Source organism: Nocardia jiangxiensis NBRC 101359 (assembly GCF_000308615.1).
Classification (GTDB): domain Bacteria; phylum Actinomycetota; class Actinomycetes; order Mycobacteriales; family Mycobacteriaceae; genus Nocardia; species Nocardia jiangxiensis.
This window is the reverse complement of record NZ_BAGB01000023.1, coordinates 57,559-78,143: the sequence shown is the minus strand read 5'-3', so window position 1 is coordinate 78,143 and position 20,585 is coordinate 57,559. Positions and strand designations below refer to the sequence as shown.

The 20,585-nt window shown below is 67.0% G+C and carries 21 protein-coding genes and 1 pseudogene; 9 read left to right on the top strand and 13 right to left on the bottom strand.

Annotation, left to right across the window (positions count from 1 at the left end; translation table 11 throughout):
• On the top strand, positions 1–663 hold a 663-nt coding region (locus ON40_RS07275), incomplete at its 5' end, for an aminotransferase class I/II-fold pyridoxal phosphate-dependent enzyme (RefSeq protein WP_040819887.1).
• An 847-nt stretch (positions 664–1,510) separates the two neighbouring features.
• Here ON40_RS07275 and ON40_RS07270 read toward each other — a convergent pair.
• Positions 1,511–2,725 carry an SDR family oxidoreductase gene (locus ON40_RS07270; RefSeq protein ID WP_083895463.1) on the bottom strand — a complete coding sequence of 405 codons (1,215 nt, stop codon included), beginning with the start codon at positions 2,723–2,725 and terminating at the stop codon, positions 1,511–1,513.
• 372 nt (positions 2,726–3,097) lie between these two features.
• Positions 3,098–3,472, bottom strand: a complete 375-nt coding sequence (locus tag ON40_RS07265; RefSeq protein ID WP_040819886.1) for an ArsR/SmtB family transcription factor — start codon at positions 3,470–3,472, stop codon at positions 3,098–3,100.
• A 198-nt stretch (positions 3,473–3,670) separates the two neighbouring features.
• Between ON40_RS07265 and ON40_RS07260 the strand changes: the two genes are divergently transcribed.
• The 5 genes and pseudogenes from ON40_RS07260 to ON40_RS47960 form a co-directional block, all read left to right on the top strand.
• Positions 3,671–5,077 carry an MFS transporter gene (locus ON40_RS07260; protein WP_245567701.1) on the top strand — a complete coding sequence of 469 codons (1,407 nt, stop codon included), beginning with the start codon at positions 3,671–3,673 and terminating at the stop codon, positions 5,075–5,077.
• A gap of 314 nt (positions 5,078–5,391) precedes the next feature.
• Positions 5,392–5,682, top strand: coding sequence for a hypothetical protein (locus ON40_RS51135; RefSeq protein ID WP_040819854.1), 291 nt, complete (start codon positions 5,392–5,394; stop codon positions 5,680–5,682).
• 336 nt (positions 5,683–6,018) lie between these two features.
• A complete protein-coding gene (locus ON40_RS07250; RefSeq protein ID WP_373281864.1) occupies positions 6,019–6,249 on the top strand; it encodes a DUF6400 family protein in 231 nt (76 codons plus the stop codon).
• Between the two features lie 98 nt (positions 6,250–6,347).
• Complete coding sequence (locus tag ON40_RS07245; RefSeq protein WP_040819852.1) at positions 6,348–7,025, top strand: class I SAM-dependent methyltransferase; 678 nt, start codon at positions 6,348–6,350, stop codon at positions 7,023–7,025.
• A gap of 643 nt (positions 7,026–7,668) precedes the next feature.
• Positions 7,669–8,655 (top strand): annotated as a pseudogene (locus ON40_RS47960) (AMP-binding protein); the annotation flags it as partial.
• On the opposite strand, the gene ON40_RS07235 reads toward ON40_RS47960, so the two are convergent.
• The 10 genes from ON40_RS07235 to ON40_RS07190 form a co-directional block, all read right to left on the bottom strand.
• Positions 8,633–9,082 (bottom strand): alpha/beta hydrolase family protein, encoded by a 450-nt coding sequence (locus ON40_RS07235; protein WP_051192779.1) that lies wholly within the window; start codon positions 9,080–9,082, stop codon positions 8,633–8,635. The pseudogene ON40_RS47960 and the gene ON40_RS07235 sit on opposite strands and share 23 nt — an antisense overlap.
• 235 nt (positions 9,083–9,317) lie before the next feature.
• Positions 9,318–9,605, bottom strand: a complete 288-nt coding sequence (locus ON40_RS07230) for a hypothetical protein (protein ID WP_174435012.1) — start codon at positions 9,603–9,605, stop codon at positions 9,318–9,320.
• Between the two features lie 207 nt (positions 9,606–9,812).
• Positions 9,813–10,754: an ABC transporter substrate-binding protein gene (locus ON40_RS07225; RefSeq protein WP_040819848.1), complete on the bottom strand. Its 942-nt coding sequence runs from the start codon at positions 10,752–10,754 to the stop codon at positions 9,813–9,815.
• A gap of 34 nt (positions 10,755–10,788) precedes the next feature.
• Positions 10,789–11,496 carry a class II aldolase/adducin family protein gene (locus tag ON40_RS07220; protein WP_040819847.1) on the bottom strand — a complete coding sequence of 236 codons (708 nt, stop codon included), beginning with the start codon at positions 11,494–11,496 and terminating at the stop codon, positions 10,789–10,791.
• Between the two features lie 8 nt (positions 11,497–11,504).
• Positions 11,505–12,674, bottom strand: coding sequence for an LLM class flavin-dependent oxidoreductase (locus ON40_RS07215; RefSeq protein WP_040819846.1), 1,170 nt, complete (start codon positions 12,672–12,674; stop codon positions 11,505–11,507).
• Positions 12,671–13,801 carry an LLM class flavin-dependent oxidoreductase gene (locus ON40_RS07210; protein ID WP_040819844.1) on the bottom strand — a complete coding sequence of 377 codons (1,131 nt, stop codon included), beginning with the start codon at positions 13,799–13,801 and terminating at the stop codon, positions 12,671–12,673. Before ON40_RS07210 ends, ON40_RS07215 begins: the two co-directional genes overlap by 4 nt.
• Complete coding sequence (locus tag ON40_RS07205) at positions 13,798–14,823, bottom strand: ABC transporter substrate-binding protein (protein WP_040819842.1); 1,026 nt, start codon at positions 14,821–14,823, stop codon at positions 13,798–13,800. The genes ON40_RS07210 and ON40_RS07205 overlap by 4 nt, the downstream gene beginning before the upstream one ends.
• Positions 14,824–14,838: 15 nt before the next feature.
• Positions 14,839–15,591: an ABC transporter ATP-binding protein gene (locus ON40_RS07200; RefSeq protein WP_040819840.1), complete on the bottom strand. Its 753-nt coding sequence runs from the start codon at positions 15,589–15,591 to the stop codon at positions 14,839–14,841.
• A complete protein-coding gene (locus ON40_RS07195; protein ID WP_040819838.1) occupies positions 15,588–16,427 on the bottom strand; it encodes an ABC transporter permease in 840 nt (279 codons plus the stop codon). Before ON40_RS07195 ends, ON40_RS07200 begins: the two co-directional genes overlap by 4 nt.
• A 1-nt stretch (position 16,428) precedes the next feature.
• Positions 16,429–17,472, bottom strand: coding sequence for an NrtA/SsuA/CpmA family ABC transporter substrate-binding protein (locus tag ON40_RS07190; RefSeq protein WP_040819837.1), 1,044 nt, complete (start codon positions 17,470–17,472; stop codon positions 16,429–16,431).
• Positions 17,473–17,751: 279 nt separating this feature from the next.
• On the opposite strand from ON40_RS07190, the gene ON40_RS07185 reads away from it, so the two are divergent.
• From ON40_RS07185 to ON40_RS07175, 3 genes are all read left to right on the top strand, one after another.
• Positions 17,752–18,498, top strand: coding sequence for an IclR family transcriptional regulator (locus tag ON40_RS07185; protein ID WP_040819877.1), 747 nt, complete (start codon positions 17,752–17,754; stop codon positions 18,496–18,498).
• A 454-nt stretch (positions 18,499–18,952) separates the two neighbouring features.
• Positions 18,953–19,177, top strand: a complete 225-nt coding sequence (locus ON40_RS07180) for a LapA family protein (RefSeq protein WP_040819836.1) — start codon at positions 18,953–18,955, stop codon at positions 19,175–19,177.
• A gap of 36 nt (positions 19,178–19,213) precedes the next feature.
• Positions 19,214–19,429, top strand: coding sequence for a DUF8691 family protein (locus tag ON40_RS07175; protein WP_040819835.1), 216 nt, complete (start codon positions 19,214–19,216; stop codon positions 19,427–19,429).
• A gap of 14 nt (positions 19,430–19,443) precedes the next feature.
• On the opposite strand, the gene ON40_RS07170 is transcribed toward ON40_RS07175, so the two are convergent.
• Entirely contained in the window at positions 19,444–20,568 is a 1,125-nt protein-coding gene (locus ON40_RS07170) for an AI-2E family transporter (RefSeq protein ID WP_051192790.1), read from the bottom strand.
• Positions 20,569–20,585 lie beyond the last annotated feature (17 nt).

Below are 20,585 nucleotides of genomic sequence, written 5' to 3'. Positions count from 1 at the left end.
TGCAGCACCAGTGGAAGCCACAGCCCGCTGACCAGGCTGTGCGAGATCTCCGAGGAGTCCGGCAGTGTGCTGGTGGTCGACGAGTCGCATTCGCTGGGTATCGACGGACCGTGCGGGGCAGGCACGGTCGTCGCGCTCGGTCTCGTCGAGCAGGTGGCGTTCCGCACCGCGAGCTTGGCAAAAACCTTCGCTGGACGCGCCGGCTTCATCGCGGTGCACGACCCGGATTTCGTCGACTACTTCCGGTCGGCGTCGTATCCGGCGGTGTTCTCCTCGGCCTTGCGTTCCCCCGACATCGCCGGACTGGCCGCCACCCTCGACGTCGTGCGCAACGCCGACCAGCGCCGGACCCGATTGGACGAGATATCGACAGCGGTACGAAAAGCGCTGACGGCTAACGGATTCGACCTCGCAGGATCCGACAGTCACATCATTTCCATACCCACCGGACCCGACACACACAGCCTGCGGGTGCGCGACACCCTCGAACGACACGGTGTGCTCGGCGCACCGTTCTGCGCACCGGCCACGCCCCCGGACCGATCCTTGATCAGGTTCTCACTACACGCAGCACTCAACGATCAACAAATCCAACGAATACTGCTGGCGTGCAGCGAGGTACGTGACCGACTCGGCACAGCACCACCCAAGCCGGCGCACTGAATGCTGCGCGCCTTCCCAGAGGACATTTGCGAATCAGGTCGAAGGCGGGAGGTCCATGAACCTGTGGCGGTGAACCGAGCCAGTGCTGCGGCTGGTTTTCGTCAGGTCCCAACCTCTGGCGTCGATCCCATCGTCGTTGCAGTAGGTGTCGGTGTAGGGCCGGCCCGAATCGCCTTGCACGATAACGACGGTCCCGTTTCGTCCTTGTTCGCGCATGCGGGCGATCAGATGCAGTGTGATAACCGCCGGTCTCGCTCGCCAGCTCGGACGCTTTGTCGTAGACGTCCAGCGGGGGTTCCACCGGATGGCAGCGCCCGCCCTGCTCTGGATGCGGGCCAGCTTCGCCGCTGCGGTACGGCGCGGCACTGGATGGTTCCGCGGCGCCTCCTGGTCGTCTCTGCGCTTTTGGTCGTTGTGTTGGGTTGTCGGTCTTTAATTAATAGATTCGCATATGTCGATATAGATATTTTATCTACGACGTGCGTTGCACTCTCGAGACCATGGCGGTCCGAAACGCCTGCACTGCAGGTGATCCCGGCCGCCGCGCTGAAAGACGGCGGCACGATATCGGACCACTCCCCCACAACTGATCACGCGCACACGAAGCTCACCGCCACCAGCACTCCCGCAATGCCCAGACCCAGCAGTGCCGCACCGAGGAAATCCATCCGCGACCGCAACCGCAGGGTGGATTCGTCGGTGGTGAGCCGGATCAGCAGCCCGAAGACGGCGGTCGTCGCGATCGCGAAGAACCAGAAGATGCCGCGAAAGCCGAAATTGTCCAGGCACCAACCGGTCGGGAGCCTGCTCTTCGCCCTCCGATGTGCCCGACGAACCGGACTTCGAATCAGGCGCTCGCCCCGGCTGCGGCGACGGGCGACGGCAGGAAGCCGACATCGACGAGGTACTCGATATGGCGGTCGATGAGTTCGGCGCTCATCGGTGCACACCGGATCGAGGTACCGGCCAGAGCCTGCACGGTATTGCTGTCGTCGAAACACACCGCGTCGTCCGAACCCTGCACCGGGATGGCCGCGGCGCGGGCGAGCCCCTGATCGGTGGTGGCCGCACCGGTCAACCGCGCGGCCAGGTCTGCCAGAGGTGCCGTGGTCAGCGGGAATCCGTTGGCGCGCAACCTTTCCCACACGAGCGTCAGCGGGGCGGTGGAGTGATTCGTCAGATGGTAGGTCCGTCCCGTGCCACCGTGGGTGGCCAGGTGGACGATCGCGGCCGCCACGTAATCCGCTGGAACCAGGGAGAATTCGGCGGATTCCGCCGCCACCGCACCGAGCATCACCGCCGCGCGCACCAATGTCCAGAAGGCGTCGTCGGTGCTCACCGCTCCGGTCACCACACCGCCACAGACGCGGTCGGGGCGATGAACGGCCACCGGCAGTCCCCGCTCACCCGCCTGCGCGATCAACTCCTCCCCCGCCCATTTGCTCAACAGATAACCATTGCCGTGCACTTCGGCCGGTCCTGGACGGGCCGATTCGAGAACCGGACCGGCCGGCGGTCGTGCGCAGGACGCGGCGACCGACAGCGTCGACACGAAGTGGACCGGAATCGCCCCGCCGGCCGCGAGTTCGAGCACCTGGCGAGTCCCTTGCACGTTCGCGCTGCGCAGCCGGGAGTAGGGCTCGACGTGGTTGACTCTGGCGGCGTTGTGCACGATGACGTCCGCCCTGCACAACGCGCGGTATTCCCGTGCCAGAAGACCGAATCCCGGCTCCGACACATCACCGGCGAACGGCATGATTCGCGTGGCGTGCTGCGGATCCCACAGCCTGTACCTTTGCAACGCGGACACGATCCGATCGAATGCCTCGACATGACCCCGTGCCCGGACCAGGCAGAAGATCTTCGCATCCGTACGAGTGAGGAACTCGTGCAGCAGATAGGCGCCGAGGAACCCGGTCCCGCCGGTCAGCAGGACCCGTTGCGGCGGGGTGTTGACCGACCCGGTCGGTGATCGGATCGAGATCGACCGGCCCAACTGCACATCGGCAGTCAGACCAGGTGGAAGCGGCGAGACGTTCGGCCGACCGTACTCTCCAGGCATGAGTCCTCCCGGATTCTTGTTGCTACGGCCTTCGACCGCTCAGTTCGCGAATAGAGCCTTATTCAGTAATTTGGAGGATGGTATCCCGGTTTATCCCAGACCGCACGGTATCGACCAATCACCTTCGCGCGCTCACCCCGTTACCTTTCCGCAGTTCAGGCGGTTTCCAGAGGGCGGCGCCCACACTGGCGACCGAACAGCGCCGCCCGCGTCACAGTTACGCCAATGGCCGTGTTGGCCAGATCACTGTCCGGGAGCGGAGTGCCGACGGCGCATCTGCGTGAACCCACGTCGCACATCCGAGCGCACTTGCCGGATTCGGCACTGCGCTCGCAACCCACTCCACTACGGCTCGTGAGCCGGTGGCCGTGGTCAGCCGTGGCTGGGTTCGCCGGTGACGACGTGGTCGGCGTGGTTGAGACCTTCGCGCACGAGGCGGGTCAGGTGACCGTCGCGGATGCGGTAGATCACCCGTCGGCCTTCTCTGTGGGTCTCGACCAAGCCGGTGAAGCGGAGTTTGGCCAGGTGTTGGCTGACTGCGGTGCGCGAGACTCCACACGCTTCGGTGAGGGTGGTGACATCGGCTGCCGTGTCGGCCAGAATCGCCAGAATGTGCAGCCTGGTCGGGTCGGCGAGCATGCGGAAGGTGTTCGTCGCGACGTCGAGGCGCTGCTGATCCGGGGCGACGGGGTGAGCCAGGCTCGGCTGCGGCAGTTCTTCCGCGTTGGCGCCGGTCGTATCTCCCATGATGCTCACCGCTTTCCGGGGTTTCCCTTCGCGACCACGCACTGGCGATCCCGTTGCCGGGACACGGAAGGGGCTTTGTAGTAGCGAGTGTAGTAAGCGGCTAGGCGCTGCATTGCGAAGTGTCGCGCCCGCGACCGGCGGTTATCCCATCCCACCATAGCCCTTCATGTGCGCACTCATGCACGTATGCTCGTGGGTGTGACCTCGCCGCAACCCTCACGCCCCGCTCCGGCAGCAGCTCTGTTCGCTCACCGGGACTACCGGCACCTGTTCGGTGCGCAGTTGGTGGCATTGTTCGGCAACGGGCTGACCACCGTCGCGCTCGGGCTGCTGGCCTATCAGCTGGCCGGACCGCGCGCGGGTGCGGTATTGGGCACGGCGTTGACCATCAAGATGGTCGCTTACGTGCTCATCGCGCCGCTGGCCGGTGCGTGGGCGGATCGGGTGCCTCGCCGGCTGGGATTGGTGGGTCTGGATCTGGTGCGGGGTTCGATCGTGCTGGCGCTGCCGTTCGTGAGCCAGGTGTGGCAGGTCTACGTGCTGATCGCGGTCCTGCAATCGGCGTCGGCGGCGTTCACCCCGACCTTCCAGGCGGTGTTGCCGGACATCCTGCCCGACGAACGCGACTACACCCGGGCACTGTCGTACTCCCAACTCGCTTCGAGCATGGAAACGCTGCTGAGTCCTTTGCTGGCCGCGGTCCTGGTCGGGGTTGTGTCCTTCCACTGGCTGTTCACCGGCACAGCCGCCGGATTCCTGCTCTCCGCGTCCCTGGTGGTCTCGAGCCGAATCCCCGACGCCACCCGTCGCATCGCCGACACCGCCGTCCTCGACCGGACCCTGGCGGGAGTGCGGATCTTCACCGCCACCCCGCGCCTGCGTGGGCTGATGGGCCTGAATTTCGTCGTGGCGGCGGTCGGATCGATCGTCATGGTCAACACCGTCAATCTGGTTCAGCAAACCCTCGGCCGCTCCGAATCCGACGTGGCCTGGTTGCTGGCCGCCAACGGGCTCGGCGTGATCACCGTCGCGCTCTCGGTGCCCCGACTGCTCGAACACGTCGGTGAGCGCACCCTCATGCTCCTCGGTGCCGTAGTGCTGCTCGCCGCGATCGTCGGCGCGCTCGTCGTGTCGACTGCGACAAGCGATGACTGGCGCTACCCGATCCTGTTCCCGATCTGGGCAGCCATCGGCACAGGCACCGGGCTGGTGCTGACTCCCACCGGGCGGGTGCTGCGCCGCTCCAGCAGCGACGAGGACCGCCCCGCCCTGTTCGCCGCGCAGTTCTCCCTGTCCCATGCCTGCTGGCTGCTGATCTACCCGGCCACCGGATGGCTCGCCACCACACACGGATTCACCACCACCTGGACCGTGCTCGCCGTCGTGGCCACGCTCGGCGCAACCGTCGCGCTGGCCTGCTGGCCGCGCCGGGACAACGAACCACTCGTCCATATCCACGAACCCGGCACCGACCCGAACCACCTCGCCGACGCGCGTGCGCTGCCCGACGGTGGTCTGGTCCACGCTCACCGGATCGTCATAGACGCCGACCACCGCTACTGGCCCCGGCTCGACACACTCACCGGTGCCGCGACGAAGTCCTGAACGCAGCCGCCGTTCAATCTCGATGTGCCCGAATCGTTCTCGTCGACGAGCCCGGATCGAGTGTTCGTCGTCAGGGACGGGTGCGTCGCCATCGACCTTCGGGGGTGCGCCGAAATATCATCCGAATTTGATCATGGAATTCACATCGGGAATGAAGATCAAACTGTGCCATCGAGGCACAACATGCCGGTAGCCAAATATTAACGGTGATCATCGCCACATAACAATCAGTGGATTTATAGATATCGCATTCATAACCTGTCTGGTAAGCGCCGTGATGGCGTCGTTATCCAACAGTGAAGGAAGCTCTATACATGATCCGTCGTAAGGCCCTTGCCGTTACAGCCACCACCGTCTCCGCCGCCGCCCTGTTCTTCGGCCCGGTCGCGGTGGCCTCCGCCGCCGGCGCCCCCTCCGCAGGTTCCGGTTCCGCTGCCCTGGCCTCGGGATCGTCCGATAGCGGCTCGTCCTCGGGTTCGGCCGGCTCGTCGACCGGTTCCGCCACGCTCGACTCCGGCAGCTCGGCCCTCGACGAGGGCACGTCCACCATCAAGAACATCATCGATTCGATCGCCGGCGTCAGGGACCTGTCCCACCCCAAATGATCTTGCCTCGGTAGTTCGCCGCTCCGTCCGCATCCCCCTCGGTGCCGAAATTGTTTTGTGCCGATGAGATTGCATGACGGGTACGTGCTATTGCAGTCAATTTGCCAGAATCAGCCGCTCATTCTCTGTTTCGAGTTTTCCCGGAGCGGTCGGAGTCTGATGAGTCCTTTTGCCTGCCAACGAAATATCTCTCCGCGCGGCACAGTGTCGTGCCCGCACGGCCACCGAATGTGACCGACCGCAACCCGAAGACGTGATGCGGATCATTGCCCAGTCTGTCGTGGTTGGGCAGCGTTGCCAATTCGATCTCGGATAGAACCTGGTTGGAGATGCCTGATGGCCGACCACGATTTTGCTTACGACCTCGCGCTCGACGAGGCGCGACGACGCAGCGCTGTCCTCGCGGCGCTCGGTGACGACTGGGATCCCGTCGCGGTGCTCGCCGAGGAAGAGCGCGCGTACGACATGCTGTACTCGAATCTCGACGACGAGCAGCAGCGGATCTATGACGAACTCGTCGACGCCGGGATCCTGCCGGATCGCTCGGCACGCCCGGTCACCGACTGAATCCACCGCCGTGTCGGGCACTGCGCCCGATCATATGCCCTGGCCCGGGTAGTTCTCCGCAGCTACACCACAGTGTCTGCCGACGTATCATCGGATGCATGAGTGGCACCGCACCGGCGGCGGCCACACAGGGCTCGGACCTGTGGGCGCGGGTGTTCGCGACACTGTACGACCCCCTCCTGTGGTGGGGCGAGCGGGCGGGCATGGGGGCTCGTCGACGCCAGGTGCTCGGCCGGGCGAGAGGGCGGACGATCGAACTCGGCAGCGGTACCGGTCTCAACCTGCCGCACTACCCCGGCGATGTCGAAGAGCTCATTCTCACCGAACCCGAGCCCGCGATGCGTGCGCGGTTGGACCGGCGAGTGCGCACCACCCAACGAAACGCGAAAGTGCTCGACGCGTCGGCGGACCAGCTGCCGTTCACCGAAGAATCCGTCGACACCGTCGTCTCCACACTCGTGCTGTGCACTGTCGACAGACCCGATGCGGTGTTGCGCGAGGTCGAGCGCGTGCTGCGCCCCGGCGGCAGTCTGCTGTTCCTCGAACACATCCGCTCGAAGTCACCGCGACTTGCCCGGTGGCAGGACCGCCTCGAAGTCCCCTGGCGCCGATTCGCGGAGGGCTGCCGCTGCAACCGCGCCACCCTCGAGCTGATCCGGGCATCGGGACTGGAGGTCGACGAGGTTCAGGAAGAGACCTGGCAGGGAATGATGGTCCCCATCGTCCGACCGCTGATCATCGGTACGGCAACCAAACCCGGTGGCCGACACTCCTGACCGTCGACCGCGTGCTGCGGCCGGTTCCAGCCCGCTTGTACCGCAAGCTCTCCCGATACGGCATCTCCAACTCACCGCGGTAGCACCCGCCGCGATGCGGTGACGGCGCGACACGGACCGGTCCCCGGATACACCCCTCCAGCCGATGGGATGTTCGTCACGCCGATCCCCCCGAACACGCGAAGTGGTCCGCTGGCATCGCCGATGTGCTGCCACTCGGGCTGCTGGTCAAAGCGGTTGGGCGCTACACGACCGTCGCCGATTCGATCCACATCATGAACCGACCAATCCCGCTCGGCGGCTTGGGCTTCGAGTCGCGCGTCGGCACTGCCGACATTACGGTTCTGCCTGGTATCCGGCGATGTCGGCCACTGAGGACGCCGGGTCCGGTGTTCGTTGCCGGAGTGGGATGGCGTTGGAGATGATGGGTGCCGCACGGTAGGTGAGTGGGCGTCGTTCGAGTCGCTGGTCGAGGTCGTGGATTCCTTCCATTCACACCCGGGCAGGATCGTCTTTCCCGCCGAAGGGACGGCGATGCCCTATCCCGATGTGCCGCCGCTGGCCTACGGCGTGGCTCACCGGCTGATCGCGGCGGGGGCGCAGCCCGGCGAGGTCGTCGGGGTGCTGGCGCCCAACAGCTCCGGATTCGGTGGCGGGGTTCTTCGGGACCGTGGTCGCGGGCACGGTGGCATGCGTGTTGCCGGTCCGCCTGACCGGCAACGACCCGATGTCCCAGTTCGGCCCGATGATTTCCGCGGCCCGCATGCGACATGTCCTCGTGGCCGGGCCGTTCGGGCAGTTCGGTGAGGAGCTGGCGAGCCGCTGCGGCGTCACGGTGATCCGAGTGGAGGACTGCGCACCGTCGGCGAACCCGCCCGCCGTCGCCCCGGCACGGTCCGCCGATACCGCGGTGCTGCAATTCAGCTCGGGCTCGACGGCCGCTCCGAAGGGGGTTCTGCTGTCTCATCGCGCGGTGTTCAGCGCGACGGCGGGGTCCGCGGCCCGTGCACGAGTCACTGCGGAGGATCGAATTCTGTTGTGGGCGCCGTTGTTCCACGATCTGGGGCTGTTCGGATTGAGCACCGCGATGGCTGTCGGCGCCGAGGCGCATCTGATGCCGACGGTCCAGTTCATCCGGGACACCGCCGGTGCGTTGCGGTACCTGGCCGATATCCGTGGCACCGGTCTGACCGGCTCCAACTTCGCCTTCGACCGCATGATCACCGCAGCGGGCAGCGGCGCACTGGGGCAGGCGGACCTGAGCCAGTGGAGGTTCGCGGTGAACGGCGGCGAGCGGGTGACCGCGACGACGCTGCGCGATTTCCCGAAAGCATTGGCGCCGTTCGGAGTTCGTCCGGGTGTCATGATTCCCGGCTATGCGCTGGCAGAAGCCACGTTCTCGGCGACCGGCAACATCCCGGGGACCGCGGCCAGAACGGTTGCGGCGCAACTGGACTCCCTGACCAGCGACGAACGCGCCGAAATTCGCGCGGACGCCGAACCCCGGGCCGGTGAGACGGCCCTGGTGTCGCTCGGACCGGCGACCGACCGCATGGAAATCCGCCTGACCGGCCCGTCCGGCGCGGTTTCGGCACCCCGACAACGGCTCACGACCACCGGACGGCGGTGACGGATTCGACGATCTGCCGGTATCCCTTGACGGCCTGGGCGGACAGGAACGGCCGGTAGGCGGCGTCGTAGATCGCGCCCCACGCCGCGCAGAGTTCGAATCGCGGTTCGAAGGCTGCGCGGCGGGGCGCGAAGTAGCCGCCGAGTGACCAGCCGCCGACACCGATGTGCTCCGGATCGCAATCTCGGCGCTCGGTCAGATAGTCGATGCATGCGGCCCCGCAGCGCTCGGCTTCGGCGATCCCGTTGAGCCGCAAGGTTTCTCCGGTGCCGGGCTGGTCGATGATGAGCGTGGAGATCCCGCGCGCGAGATATTGCTGAGCCGGCCCGGTGCCGTACACCATCTCCTTGGTCGAGTCGAGGCCGTTGAACTGCACCATGTAGGGCCCCGGCCGATCGCCACCCGCCGCCACCAGCAGGCCCGGCAACGTGGTGCCGATATCCCCGTCACGGTCCGGAACCTCGACGAACTCGCACCTGTCGCCACCGAACTCGATCGCCTTGCGGAAGCAGTCGAGACCGCTGCGGTACGCGAGCTTCCGCGGGTCGACCCTCGCTGTACTCGACGTTGGGGGCCGATCGTGTCCACCGTCCCGATCTGCAGCCCGAGCACGGTGACGGGGTTGCCGTCGACAATTGCTGCGGTGCTGCGGAAGTCGGCGGTCAATGCACTCGTGCGCTGGGATCGATGCGGATCTTGCCTTCCACTCGACCGTCGGCGAGGCGGTCCAGGCAGCCGCCGAGACGGTCGAGTGCCACTGGCGTCTCGGCGAATTCGTGCCCGATCGGGCTGTCGTTCAGGATGTCCAGTGCTGCGGACAGGTCGGTGTCACAGACGTGGGCCAGCGTCGTGTCGAGGGTGATCTCGCGGAAGATCATCGAGTGGAAGTCCAGCGCGGGTGGCTCTTTCGGGATGCCGACTGCGAGTATCCGGCCGCCGTCGGCGACCATCGCCACTGCTTCGGCGAGTTGCCCGGGCGCCCCGCTGGCTTCGGCCGCACGCTGAAATTTACGAGGGCGCCACCGCAATTCGGGCGCAGGACTTCGACTTCCGCGAGATCGCCCGCGACCAGGACGCCGGGCCCACAGCGCCTGCGCCGGGGCGTCCCAGCCCGTGGACCGACGAGCACTGCGGGCTGGGACGCCGAGTTCGCGCGATCAGTTCGCGGTGGCCGCCTGGACGACGAAGTCGCCGATCGAGGGTTCCACCGCGTCGCGAACTCGAATCGTCTTGGGTAGCAGCTTGTTCACCGCGAGGAGGTCGGCGGCGTGCTGCTGTTCGTCGAGGAATTCCTCCGTCACCGGACCGATCCCGAACGGGCGGCCGCGCAGGGCGGCTTCCCAGGCGTCCAGGTCGGCGGTGCCGCCGCGGGCGACGACATCGTCGACGAAGTACTGGGCCGCGGCGCGCGGATTCTGCACGATCCAGGCGTCGGATTGCTGCAGTGCGGTGATGATGGCTTCCAGTGCGGGGCGGTTGTTCTCGGCGAACTCGCGGCGGGTGAACCACAGGGAGGGGTGGGTGAACACGGACTCGGTGTCGACGAGGGTGTGCAGCGCGGTGGCCGCTTCGACTGCGGTCAGCCCCGGATACGCGCCGACCCACGCATCCAGGGAGCCGTCGAGCAGCAGCGCACCACCGTCGTGGACATCGGTGTCGACCGGTTCGATATCGGCCCAGCCCAGCCCTGCCTTCTCCAGCGCGAACAGCAGAAGGGTGGTCTGCCAGGATCCGTGCGCGATGCCGACCCGCTTGCCCTTCAGATCGGCCACCGACTCGATTCCGTTGCCCGCCTTGGTAACCAGACGCCCGTTCTCGATGCGAGGTCCGGAGATGCCGACGTACACGATGTCGCGGTCGTTGCCGAGTGCGGTGATCGGCGGGGTGAAGCCGGTACCGATGAAGTCGTAGCCGCCCTCGGTGAACAGGTGGTCCGAATGCACCGACGGCAGCGCGGATTTCACGTCGGCACGGCCGGGCTGGGGCAGGTCGCGCAGATCCACCCATTCCACCTCGGGCAGTGCGCGTTCCAGGATGCCGCGGTGGCGCAGGACGAACAGGGAGTTGTTGTGCGGGAAGTAGCCGACACGAACGGTCACGGGTGCTCCTGGGGGAAGTTGTGCGGGGAAGGTGTCAGATCAGGCCGCGGCGGCGGGCCTCGTCGGCCAGCCCGGTGCGACCCCACTGCACGGCCAGATTGGATTTGTCGAATTCGACCGAGCCGCCGAGGGTTTCGGCTATCGCCTGGTATTGGGCGCCCTCTTCCAGCAGCACCACCAGTTTCGCCAGCTCCAGGAGCCCGGCGCGGCCGATGACGTTCGCACCGCCGTTGGCCTCGAAGATGGCGATCAGGTCGGGATCCTGGGTCAGCCGGTCCAGGACGAACGCACCGGCGCCGATGCTGCGGTCGATGTGCGGCGGGATCTCCCGGGACAGGGTCAGGCGCTGGACGGCCGCGTAGCGGATGGGGAAGGTGCGGTGGGTCTGGGCCCAGCCGCCGAGCCAGGGACTGTGCACGTGCACCACAGAGGTGATGTCGGGATGGGCGCGGAACACCGGGGCGTAGCCGGTGACGAAACCGGCAGAGCCGTTGCCGGACAACACTTCTCCATCGAACGTCGCCACCACGGGACGCACGGTGCGATCATCCGCCCAGGGCCCGGGTTCGTTCAGTGCGACGGCGATGTCCTCACCGGGCACCCGTTCGACGAAGTTGACGGTTCCGTTCCCGGTCACGGTGCTGGTGTCGCGCAACACCCGGAACGCCTTCTCGGCATCGCGAGCGGCGGCGGCGGCGAATTCGGTCACGGTATCGGTGAGCCGAATCTCGGTGCTGGTCATGATTTCTCCTAGTGGGCGTGGGTGAGCGAGGACGCACCGGCCGCAGTGGTCAGGCGGGAACGGCCGAGCAGCGGCAGCACTTCCTCCCCCACGCGATATGCCTCTTCCAGGTGCGGGTTACCGGCGAGGATGAAGGCGTCGACGCCGAGGTCGATCAGCTCGTCCAGACGCTGTGCGACCTGTTCGTAGCTGCCGACCAGGCCGAAGGCGGGACCGCCGCGAATCAGGCTGAAGCCGCACCAGACGTTGGGCTGAACTTCGAGATCCCGGTAGCCGGTGATGGTTTCGGGTACCCAGCCTTTGATGCGGCCCGCACCCACCGAATCGCCCTGCGCCGCGCGGTTGGCCGCGTCCCGGTCGACGAAGGCCCAGCCCTTGCGGATCTCGTCCCAGGCCGCCTCCTCGGTGTGCCGGGCCAGGATGTCGATGCGGACCGCGAATTTCGGTGTGCGGCCGATCTTCTCGGCGTGGGCGCGCACGCCGTCGAATTTGGCGCGCAGGTCGCCGAACGGCTCGAGCCAGGACAGGTAGTAGTCCGCATGCCGACCGGCGGCCTGTACCGCGGCGCCGGAGGATCCGGAGAAGTAGACCTCCGGGAAGGACTGACCCGCCAGGCCCGGTGGCAGTGCAGCGCCCTCGGTGCGGAAGAACCGGCCGTCGTGCGTGTAGGGATCGCCATCCCACACTCCGCGCAGCACGTCGAGGAATTCACTGGTGCGGGCGTAGCGATCGTCGTGGGAAACCTTGTCGCCCCACCACAATTGGGCAGGTCCGCCACCGCCGCTGATGATGTTGTAGACGAGCCGGCCGCCGGTGGCGCGCTGTAGGCTCGCCGACATTCGCGCGGCTTGGACCGGGTGCAGGAAACCCGGCTGGAAGGCCACCATGAACCGGTAGGTGGTGGTCTCGCGAGCCAGTGCGGCGGCGAAGGCCCAGGGGTCCTCGGTGACCGGGAACGAGGGCAGCAGCCCGCCCAGGAATCCGGCGGACTCGCTGGCCCTGGCGACGGCGGCGACGTGGTCGATATAGCTGTAGCCGTCCAGTTCTCCGCCGCGGATGGCCGGAGCGATATTGCCGGGGCCGTACCCGGCGGCGTTGCCGCGGTTGTAGCGGCGCGGGGTGCGCAACGAGGCGTGGTCGCCTTCCATGCCGATGCGCCAGTAGGTGTCGATGGTCATACCGCGGCCTCCTTCAGCGTGCGTGCGGCCGGATCGGCGAGGAACAGCAGGTGCTCACCGGCGCGGTGCACCTCTTCGATGTGCGGATGTCCGGTCAGCACGACGGTGTCGAAACCGGCTGCGGCATATGCCCGAAGCTGCCGGGCCACCTGCTCGTAACTGCCGACCAGGCCGGCGGTCTGGGGATAGCCGAGGACGTCGAATCCGGCCCAGCGCCCGTCTCCCAGGCTCAGTGCCCGAGCGCCAGGACCGTCCGGACGCACCTCGCGCCATTGCCTTTCCGCGCGTGCCCAGGCTTCGTCCTCGGTTTCGCGAGCGATGATCGGCAGCTCGAGCCCGGCGCGCACGGTGCGGCCGGTCTCGGCGGTGCGAGCGCGCAGCGCCCCCAGCGCTCGCGCCGGACCGTCCGGTGTTTCGGTGAACAGGTGCACATCGCCGTGCCGAGCCGAAAGATCCAGTGCGGCAGCCGAAGTGCCGGTCAGATGGACTTCGGGGAAGGGCAGGCCGGACAGCACGCCACGGAAACCGCCGTCGATCACGTCGAAGTACTCCCCCGCGAACTCGACCCCGGTACCCCGGAATCCGGCCCCCGGCACGGGCTCTGAGTTCCAGACCCCACGTGCGACGGTGAGGAATTCCGCGGCTCGGGTGTAGCGATCGTCCCCGGTCACGCGGTCACCGCGGCTGCGGCCGTCCTCGGCGTCGGTATCCACCGCCAACCGCCATCCCAGCCGCCCGCCCGACAATCGCTGCAGCGTCGCCGACATCTTGGACGCGTACACGGGAGTGCCGAAGGCAGGCTGGAATTCGACGATCACCCGGGTGTGGCGGGTCGCGCGCAACGCTCCCCCGGCGACGATCCAGGATTCCTCACCGAGCGGATCGTAGGGAGCGAGCACACCGTCGAGCCCGGCCAGTTCCGCGGCGTCGATCACCTGATGCAGATCGTCGAAGGGTCCGAAGCGGCCGGGCCGCACATCGGTGGGCTCACGATCGGCCGGGCGCGGGACACCGATACCCGTCGCCGGAGTCGGTGCCGGATCCCAGAAGCCGCCGCGGTGCCGCAGTTCGGGGCGCGCGCGCCGACCGTCGCCGCGGCTCGGCAGCCGCCACAGGAATTCGGTCATGCCGCTACCCGCCCGGCGGCGACGAGTTCGCGAGCCCGTGCCAGTGGCTCCGGGGCAACCCAGGATTCGAGGTCGAAGTCGGCGGTCAGGAACCCGTGGGTGTACAGGAACTGTTTCTGCACACCCAGGAGTTCCACCCGATCCTCGTCCAGTGTCGGATGCAGACCGCGATGGAAGTCCGCGCCGTAGGCCGCCTCGACACCTTCTGGGCCGGAAAGGGTTTCGCGTTGCAGCACGCTGCGCACACCGTCGAGGTTGTCGGCGGCCCAGTCGGCGGCACGCAGACTCTGCGCGAGGAACCCGATCACCACCTCGGGAGCGGAATCGAGCAGATCCTGGTGCACGGTGATCGGGCGTGGGGTGCCGTTGTTCACGCGCAGCCGCCTCGTCTCGGTGGCATCGAGGTCCACGGCCACTCGCAAGCCGTGCTGTGCGGCGACTTCCTGGGCGCGGGCGCCCTTGACGTAGATGGCGTCCACCTCACCGCGCACGAGTTCCTCCGCACCCCAGGTCACGCGACGGGCACGCTGCTGAATCTCGGTGCGCACCTGCGGATCTCGTTCGACACCCAACTCGACGACGGTGACGTCGGCGAGGCCGAGCCCACCCAGGCGCAGGGCGCTGGTGAAGCCGTGCAGCGCCATGGCCCGCGGGAAGCTGCGTGCCTGATCCTGCGCCCACGCCGGAATGCCGATCCGCAGCCCGGCCAGCCCGGCGGGCGTGCGCACCGGCGAATCCGGGCCGACCAGAATCGCCTGGGCCTCGTCGATCCAGGTCAGACCGATGAGCCGGGTCGGTGAGCCCTGCGCCCTGGCGGCGATCGCGGGCACATTGCCGCCCTCTCGGATCAGTCCGGACAGCCCGTGGTCGAAGTGGGATCCGGCCAGTTCCGGCCCGGCGTCCTGGAGAACTCCGAACTGTAGGCCGTTGCGCTGGGCGGTGTCGCCCAGCCAGCCGAGGCTGTGCGCCAGGCCACTGGCCGTGGGCACCGGGCAACGTGTGTACCAGAGGGTGTCGGTCATGAAATGCTCCTGAGGTCAATGGGTTCGGTGGCTGTCGGTGACACGTCCGACGCCGAGTTCGGCGAGCAGACTCGCCCGGTAGCGCAGGGCGCCGGGGTCCGTGCGGTCCCGGGGGTGCCCGAGATCGATATCGATGTCGACGGCGAAGTGGCCGCGGTCCAGGACGAGGACTCGGTCGGCGAGCCGGACCGCCTCGTCCACGTCGTGCGTGACCATGAGGACAGCGGGGCGATGCCGCGCCACGAGGTCGCCGACCAGATCCTGCATCTGCAATCGGGTCAACGCGTCCAGCGCGGCGAACGGCTCGTCCAGCAGCAGCAGTTCGGGTTCCCGGACCAGGGCGCGGGCCAGCGCCGCACGTTGCGCCTCACCGCCGGACAGGGTGGCCGGCCACTGGCGCGACTTCCCGTCGAGCCCGACCTCGGCCAGCGCGCGCAGGCCCGCCTCTCGCGTCGACTTCGCCCGGCGCTGCCCGACGACCACGTTGGCCAGCACCCGCTTGGACGGAATGAGCCGGGGCTCCTGGTAGACGGTGGTGCGGACGGCCGGTACCAGCACCTGCCCCGCATCCGGCGCTTCCAGCCCGGTGAGCAGGCGCAGCAGGGTGGTCTTGCCGGTGCCGCTGGGACCGAGCAGCACGACGAATTCGCCCCGGCGGACGGTCAGATCCACACCGTCGAGAACGACCTTGTCGCCGAACGCTTTTCGTAATCCTTCGATGCGCACGGCCGCCGGTGCGACGGTGCGCGATTCGTCCACGACGGTCATCGGATCGCCACCTGTCCGCGCCAGGGCATCGCGAAGCGTTCGATCAGCCGCACCACGCCATCGAAGATCAGGCCCAGCAGTGCGTAGAGCACGACGCACAGGACCATGTAGTCGGTGCGGTTGTATTCCTGCGCGAGGGTGACCAGGTATCCGACGCCCTTGCTGGTGCCGACCTGTTCGGCGGCGATCAGACCGGTGATGCTGATGGACAGGCATACTCGCAGCGCCATGAGCACGCCCGGCAGCGCCGAGGGCAGGATAACCTCGAGTACCAGCCGCGGACCGGTCAGGCCGAATCCGCGCGCCGCCTCCACCACCTTACGGTCCACATTGCGCACCCCGAGGTAGGTGTAGGCGTACATCGGCGCGATGGTGGCGACCGCGATGAGCAGCACCTTGTACAGCTCGTCGATACCGAACCACGCGATGAACAGCGGCACCAGAGCCAGGAACGGGACCGCACGCACGATCTGCATCGTGGAATCGACCAATTCCTCACCCAGACTCGACAATCCGGCCGCGAGACCGAGTAGCAGACCCGCGCTCACCCCCAGTAGCACTCCGAAGGCCGCGCGCGTGAACGAGGCGAGCGCGAAGTCGACGAGCTGGCCACTGCGCAGCAGTTCGGTGAACGCCGACCAGACCTTCGGCGGCCCGGCCAGCACCTGCGGTGACAGTGCGCCGGTCGCCGAACCGATCCACCAGCCGGCCACGATCAGTACCGGCAGCAGAATGCGCAGCGGCACCGAAAGCCATGCGGGCCTGCGTTTCTCGACTCTGCTGCGTGGTGGTGCGAGCGAACCGGCCGATTCGGCACGAACGACGGCGGCGGTCATCTCAGCGACCCTTCTGTAATGCGGCCAGCTGATCGGGAGTGAGCTTGGCCTTCAGGTCGTAGAAGATGTCGGCGGCGGTGATCTTGCGGCTGATCACGCCGTTGTCGGCGAACAGGTTCACCACGTCGGCGAGGTCGGCGGCATCGGAGTCGCGCGGCAGCCGCGGAATTGTGGCCTCGGCGTCGACCCGCAGTGCATCCGCCAGCCGGGCGCCGCTGAGCGCCGTGGGCCCGCTGCGCTCGAAGACGTTCTCGAACGCGGTCGGATTGTCGTGCTGCTGGACGGTCAGCCCTTGCAGCACTTCGAGATATTTGGCGGCGACTTCCGGTCGCTTGTCGAGGATTTCGGTGCGGAACACCACCACCGTGTTGTCCTTGGACCCGATGCTCTGCTCGGTGGCGATCTCGACACCACCGTTGGCCTTGGCCTCCTGGTAGGGCACCAGGAACGAGGCCCACGCGTCGACTTTGCCGGTGGCGAAGGCGGAGGCGGCGTCCTTCTGCTGCAACGGAACCCGCGTCACCTTGTCGGCCGGAACTCCGGCCTGCGCCAGGGCCTCGAGCAGGATGTACTCGCCCTTCCCTGCCGGATTCACCGCGACCCGCTTGCCGACCAGGTCGGTCACCGAGTGGATACCTGACGCCTTGGTGGCGATGATGCCGCTCTGGTCCCTACCCGCCGGATCCTGCACCGCCGCGATCCGCACCGCCACATCCTTGGACAGCGCGCCTACGACGGGACTGAACGCGGCCCCGGACACGTCGAGTTGCCGGGTGTTGAACAGCTTCAGCATGGAGCTGAAACCCGGTGTGGTGGTGACCCATTCGACCTTCGCGCCGAGCGGGGCCAGCGCCTTGTCGAAGGTCCCGTCCCGCTTGGCCACCGCCAGCGGACCCGAATTACCGGGATCGGCCACCTTCAGGACCAGGTCCTTGCCGGAGCCCGCGTCGGTAGCGGCTCCGGAGCCACACGCCGCCGCCAGAGCGACGACGGGAGCGAGCGCGAGCGCGAGACGCCAACCGTATGGCCTGCGCGTGCGGAACATCGTGGAGCACCTCTTCCGAATTCATCGACCGAAGTCGAGCGACTACTCGGCGACAGTAGGTCCGCGCGGGATTCGATACGAGGTAATGCTTTCCGCAGATCGGAAAGCTTGACAGATCAGCCGTTCAGGTCCCGCCGAGCAGATATTCGAGAGCCTTGCCACTTCTGCCCAGTAGTACAGATTTTCGCACACCGTGAACCTAAGTCGTCTCCAGATGGCTTTCCGAATAGTGGAATGATCGGGCCGGTTGCGCCGTCCGGTCATGCTACGGTCGGCATCGTGGAAACCTCCGGTGTGCAGACCGTCACCCGCGCCCTGTCGGTGCTCGACTGTTTCCGCGACGGCGAAGACCGCGGCGTATCGGAAGTCGCCCGTCAGCAAGGGCTGGCGATCAGTACCACCCATCGGCTGCTCACCGCCCTCGTTCAGGCCGGATTCCTGGACAAGGACGAAGCCTCCAGTCGCTACCGGATGGGCGGAGCGCTGGCCGAATACGGTCAGATCGCGTACCGCCAGCACCGGATCTATCTCGCCGAGCCCAGCCTCGAGCAGCTCGCCGCCACCACCGGCGCCAATGCCTCGGTAGCCATCCGCCACAGCATTCACGCCGTACTGCTCGGCACCAGTCGCTGGCGGGAAACCGACGGCCACCGCCTGATGGGCGTGCGCCTGCCCCTGCACGCAAGTGCCCTGGGCAAGGCCCTGCTCGCTTGGTCGGACACCCCCGACGACTTCCTGGACACCCTCCCCTACGACGAGGGCACCACCCGATCCGTCTCCACCCCAACCGAACTCCGCACCGAACTGGACAACACCCGCGCCCGCGGCTACGCCTACAACGACGAAGAGCTCGACCCCGGCTTCCGCACCATCGGCCTGCCCATCCTCACCCCGGCAGGCGACTGCCGCTTCGCCCTCGGCCTCCGCGGCCCCACCACCCTCATGATCCCCGAACGAGTCCCGTTCCTCGTCGAACTCGCCACGGTGACAGCCGCCGACATCGCCGCCCGCTTCGCCTCCTTCTGAGGCAGCGCAGAGCTGTCGCCCCTACGCCTCCGCGGCACGCTCCATCCACCGGGCGATCGCGGTGGCGATCTCGTCCGCGGGCCACGGGAACTCTGCGGAAAGCCGTGCAGCAGAACCACTCCGCGGTCACTGTCATCGCGCTTCCGCACGTCGACCTCGAACTCCATACCGCGCGGGCGCATCAATTCCGTCGTCACATCGGCAGCACAATGCGAATCATGGACACACGTATGGACAACAGTCCATACGTTATTTCGCGACACCACCGGCTCGCATGGGGTGGCGATGATCTTCACCACCGCCGCAGTGCTTGATGGTCGCCGGATGCGGGCGAGGCGGTCACCGGTGGCCGTTCGGGCGGATGCGGGCTCATCCTGCTCGGGTGATGCCGCGGACGTCGGGCCCGGTGGATACTTCGAGCCTGGGAACGTCCCCTATTCTCCGGAGGACAACGATGGACAACACTGCCAAGCCGTCCATGCTGTCGCGGATATCGGTGACCCAGTGGGTGGCGATCGTGCTGACCGTGCTGGCGGTGGTGTTCATCATCGAGAACCGCCATCGAGTCGAGATCGAGTTGCTCGCGGTCACGATTCGTTCCCCGATGTGGCTGGTCCTGCTGGTGATGTTCGTCGTCGGATGGCTGGCCGGAATATTGTTCCGGCGCTTCCGGCGCTGATCGGCCCGCATCCGCCCACGGGAGGTGAGTGTGTATATGGCAACTGCCGTTCGCTACCGGTTCGTCATCGAAGGCGACCTGTCCGAACGCGCGCAAGCCGCCTTCCCCGAACTGTCCCGCAGCGACCATTCCACCCCCGGTACCACCACCCTGTTCGGGACCGTGCCGGACAGCACGGCGTTGCGCGGCGTGCTGGCCCGCATCGACACGCTCGGCCTCACTCTGCTCGAGATGTCCCGCCTCCCGGACTGACACCCCCGACCCGATCACCCCGGCGATGCCGGACCGACGTCGTCGTCCAGCGCAGCGGGCGCGGTGTCGGCGATCAGTGCGCTCACCCAGCGCGTCGTGGGATCGATATCGAGCAGCAGGGCCTTGACCAGCAATGTCAGCGGGACGGCGAGCAGAGCTCCCAGTGCGCCCAGCACCCAGGACCAGAACACCAGCGACAGGAACGTCACCGTCACGCTCAGTCCTACCGAGTCGCCGACGTATTTCGGCTGGATGATCGACTGGATCACGAAATTGATCACGCAGTAGACCACGATGACCCAGATCATCAGCGTCGGGCCGCTGTTCAGCAGGGCCAGCAGCGCCGGCGGGACGAGGCCGATCACGAAGCCGATATTCGGAATGTAATTGGTGATGAACGACAGCACCGCCCACAGGATCGGCAACGGGACGCCCATGAGCCACAAGGCGATCCCGTCCAGGACGGCGACGATCGCACCGAATACCGTCGACACGATCAGATACTTGCGCGTGCCAACCGCGAAAACCTCCAGGGCGTAAGCGATTTCGGGGCGCATCGCCGACACGACCGCGAGTTTCCGGCCGATCCCCATCGCATCGAACGCCATGAACATCAACAACACGAGCACGAAGATCAGATTCGACAGCACCCCCACCAGACCCCGCAGCGCGGCCCCCAGCACGCTCACGACCTTGTCCACGTCCAGGCCGCTGAGCAGGTTGCGGATCTGCGAGGAATCCACTCCCCTGTCGGCAAGTCGCGAGCGCAGCCCGGCCAGCAATTCGTTCACCCGATCGGTGTAGTCCGGCAGTTCGGTCGCGAGCCGGGCCGCCGACAGCACCAGGGCACCGAGCAACACGATCAGGATCAGCCAGACCGCAACCAGCGCGATCGTCATCCCGATCCACGGGCGCAGACCACGCGCTCGCGCCCAGCGCTGCAACGGATGCACAGCCACGGTCAGCATCAGAGCCAGAAAGGCCGGGCCCAGCACTCCGGCGAACGCCTTGATCCCGGCGATGGCCACGACCGCCGCGGCGATGGCCAGCAACACGATCAGCCCGCGCGGGATGGCCCACGCACCCGCGGTCACAGGTGGCGGCGTCACCCGCACCGGAAGCGCTCCCGTCCGCCGCATACGCACCGGATACTCCT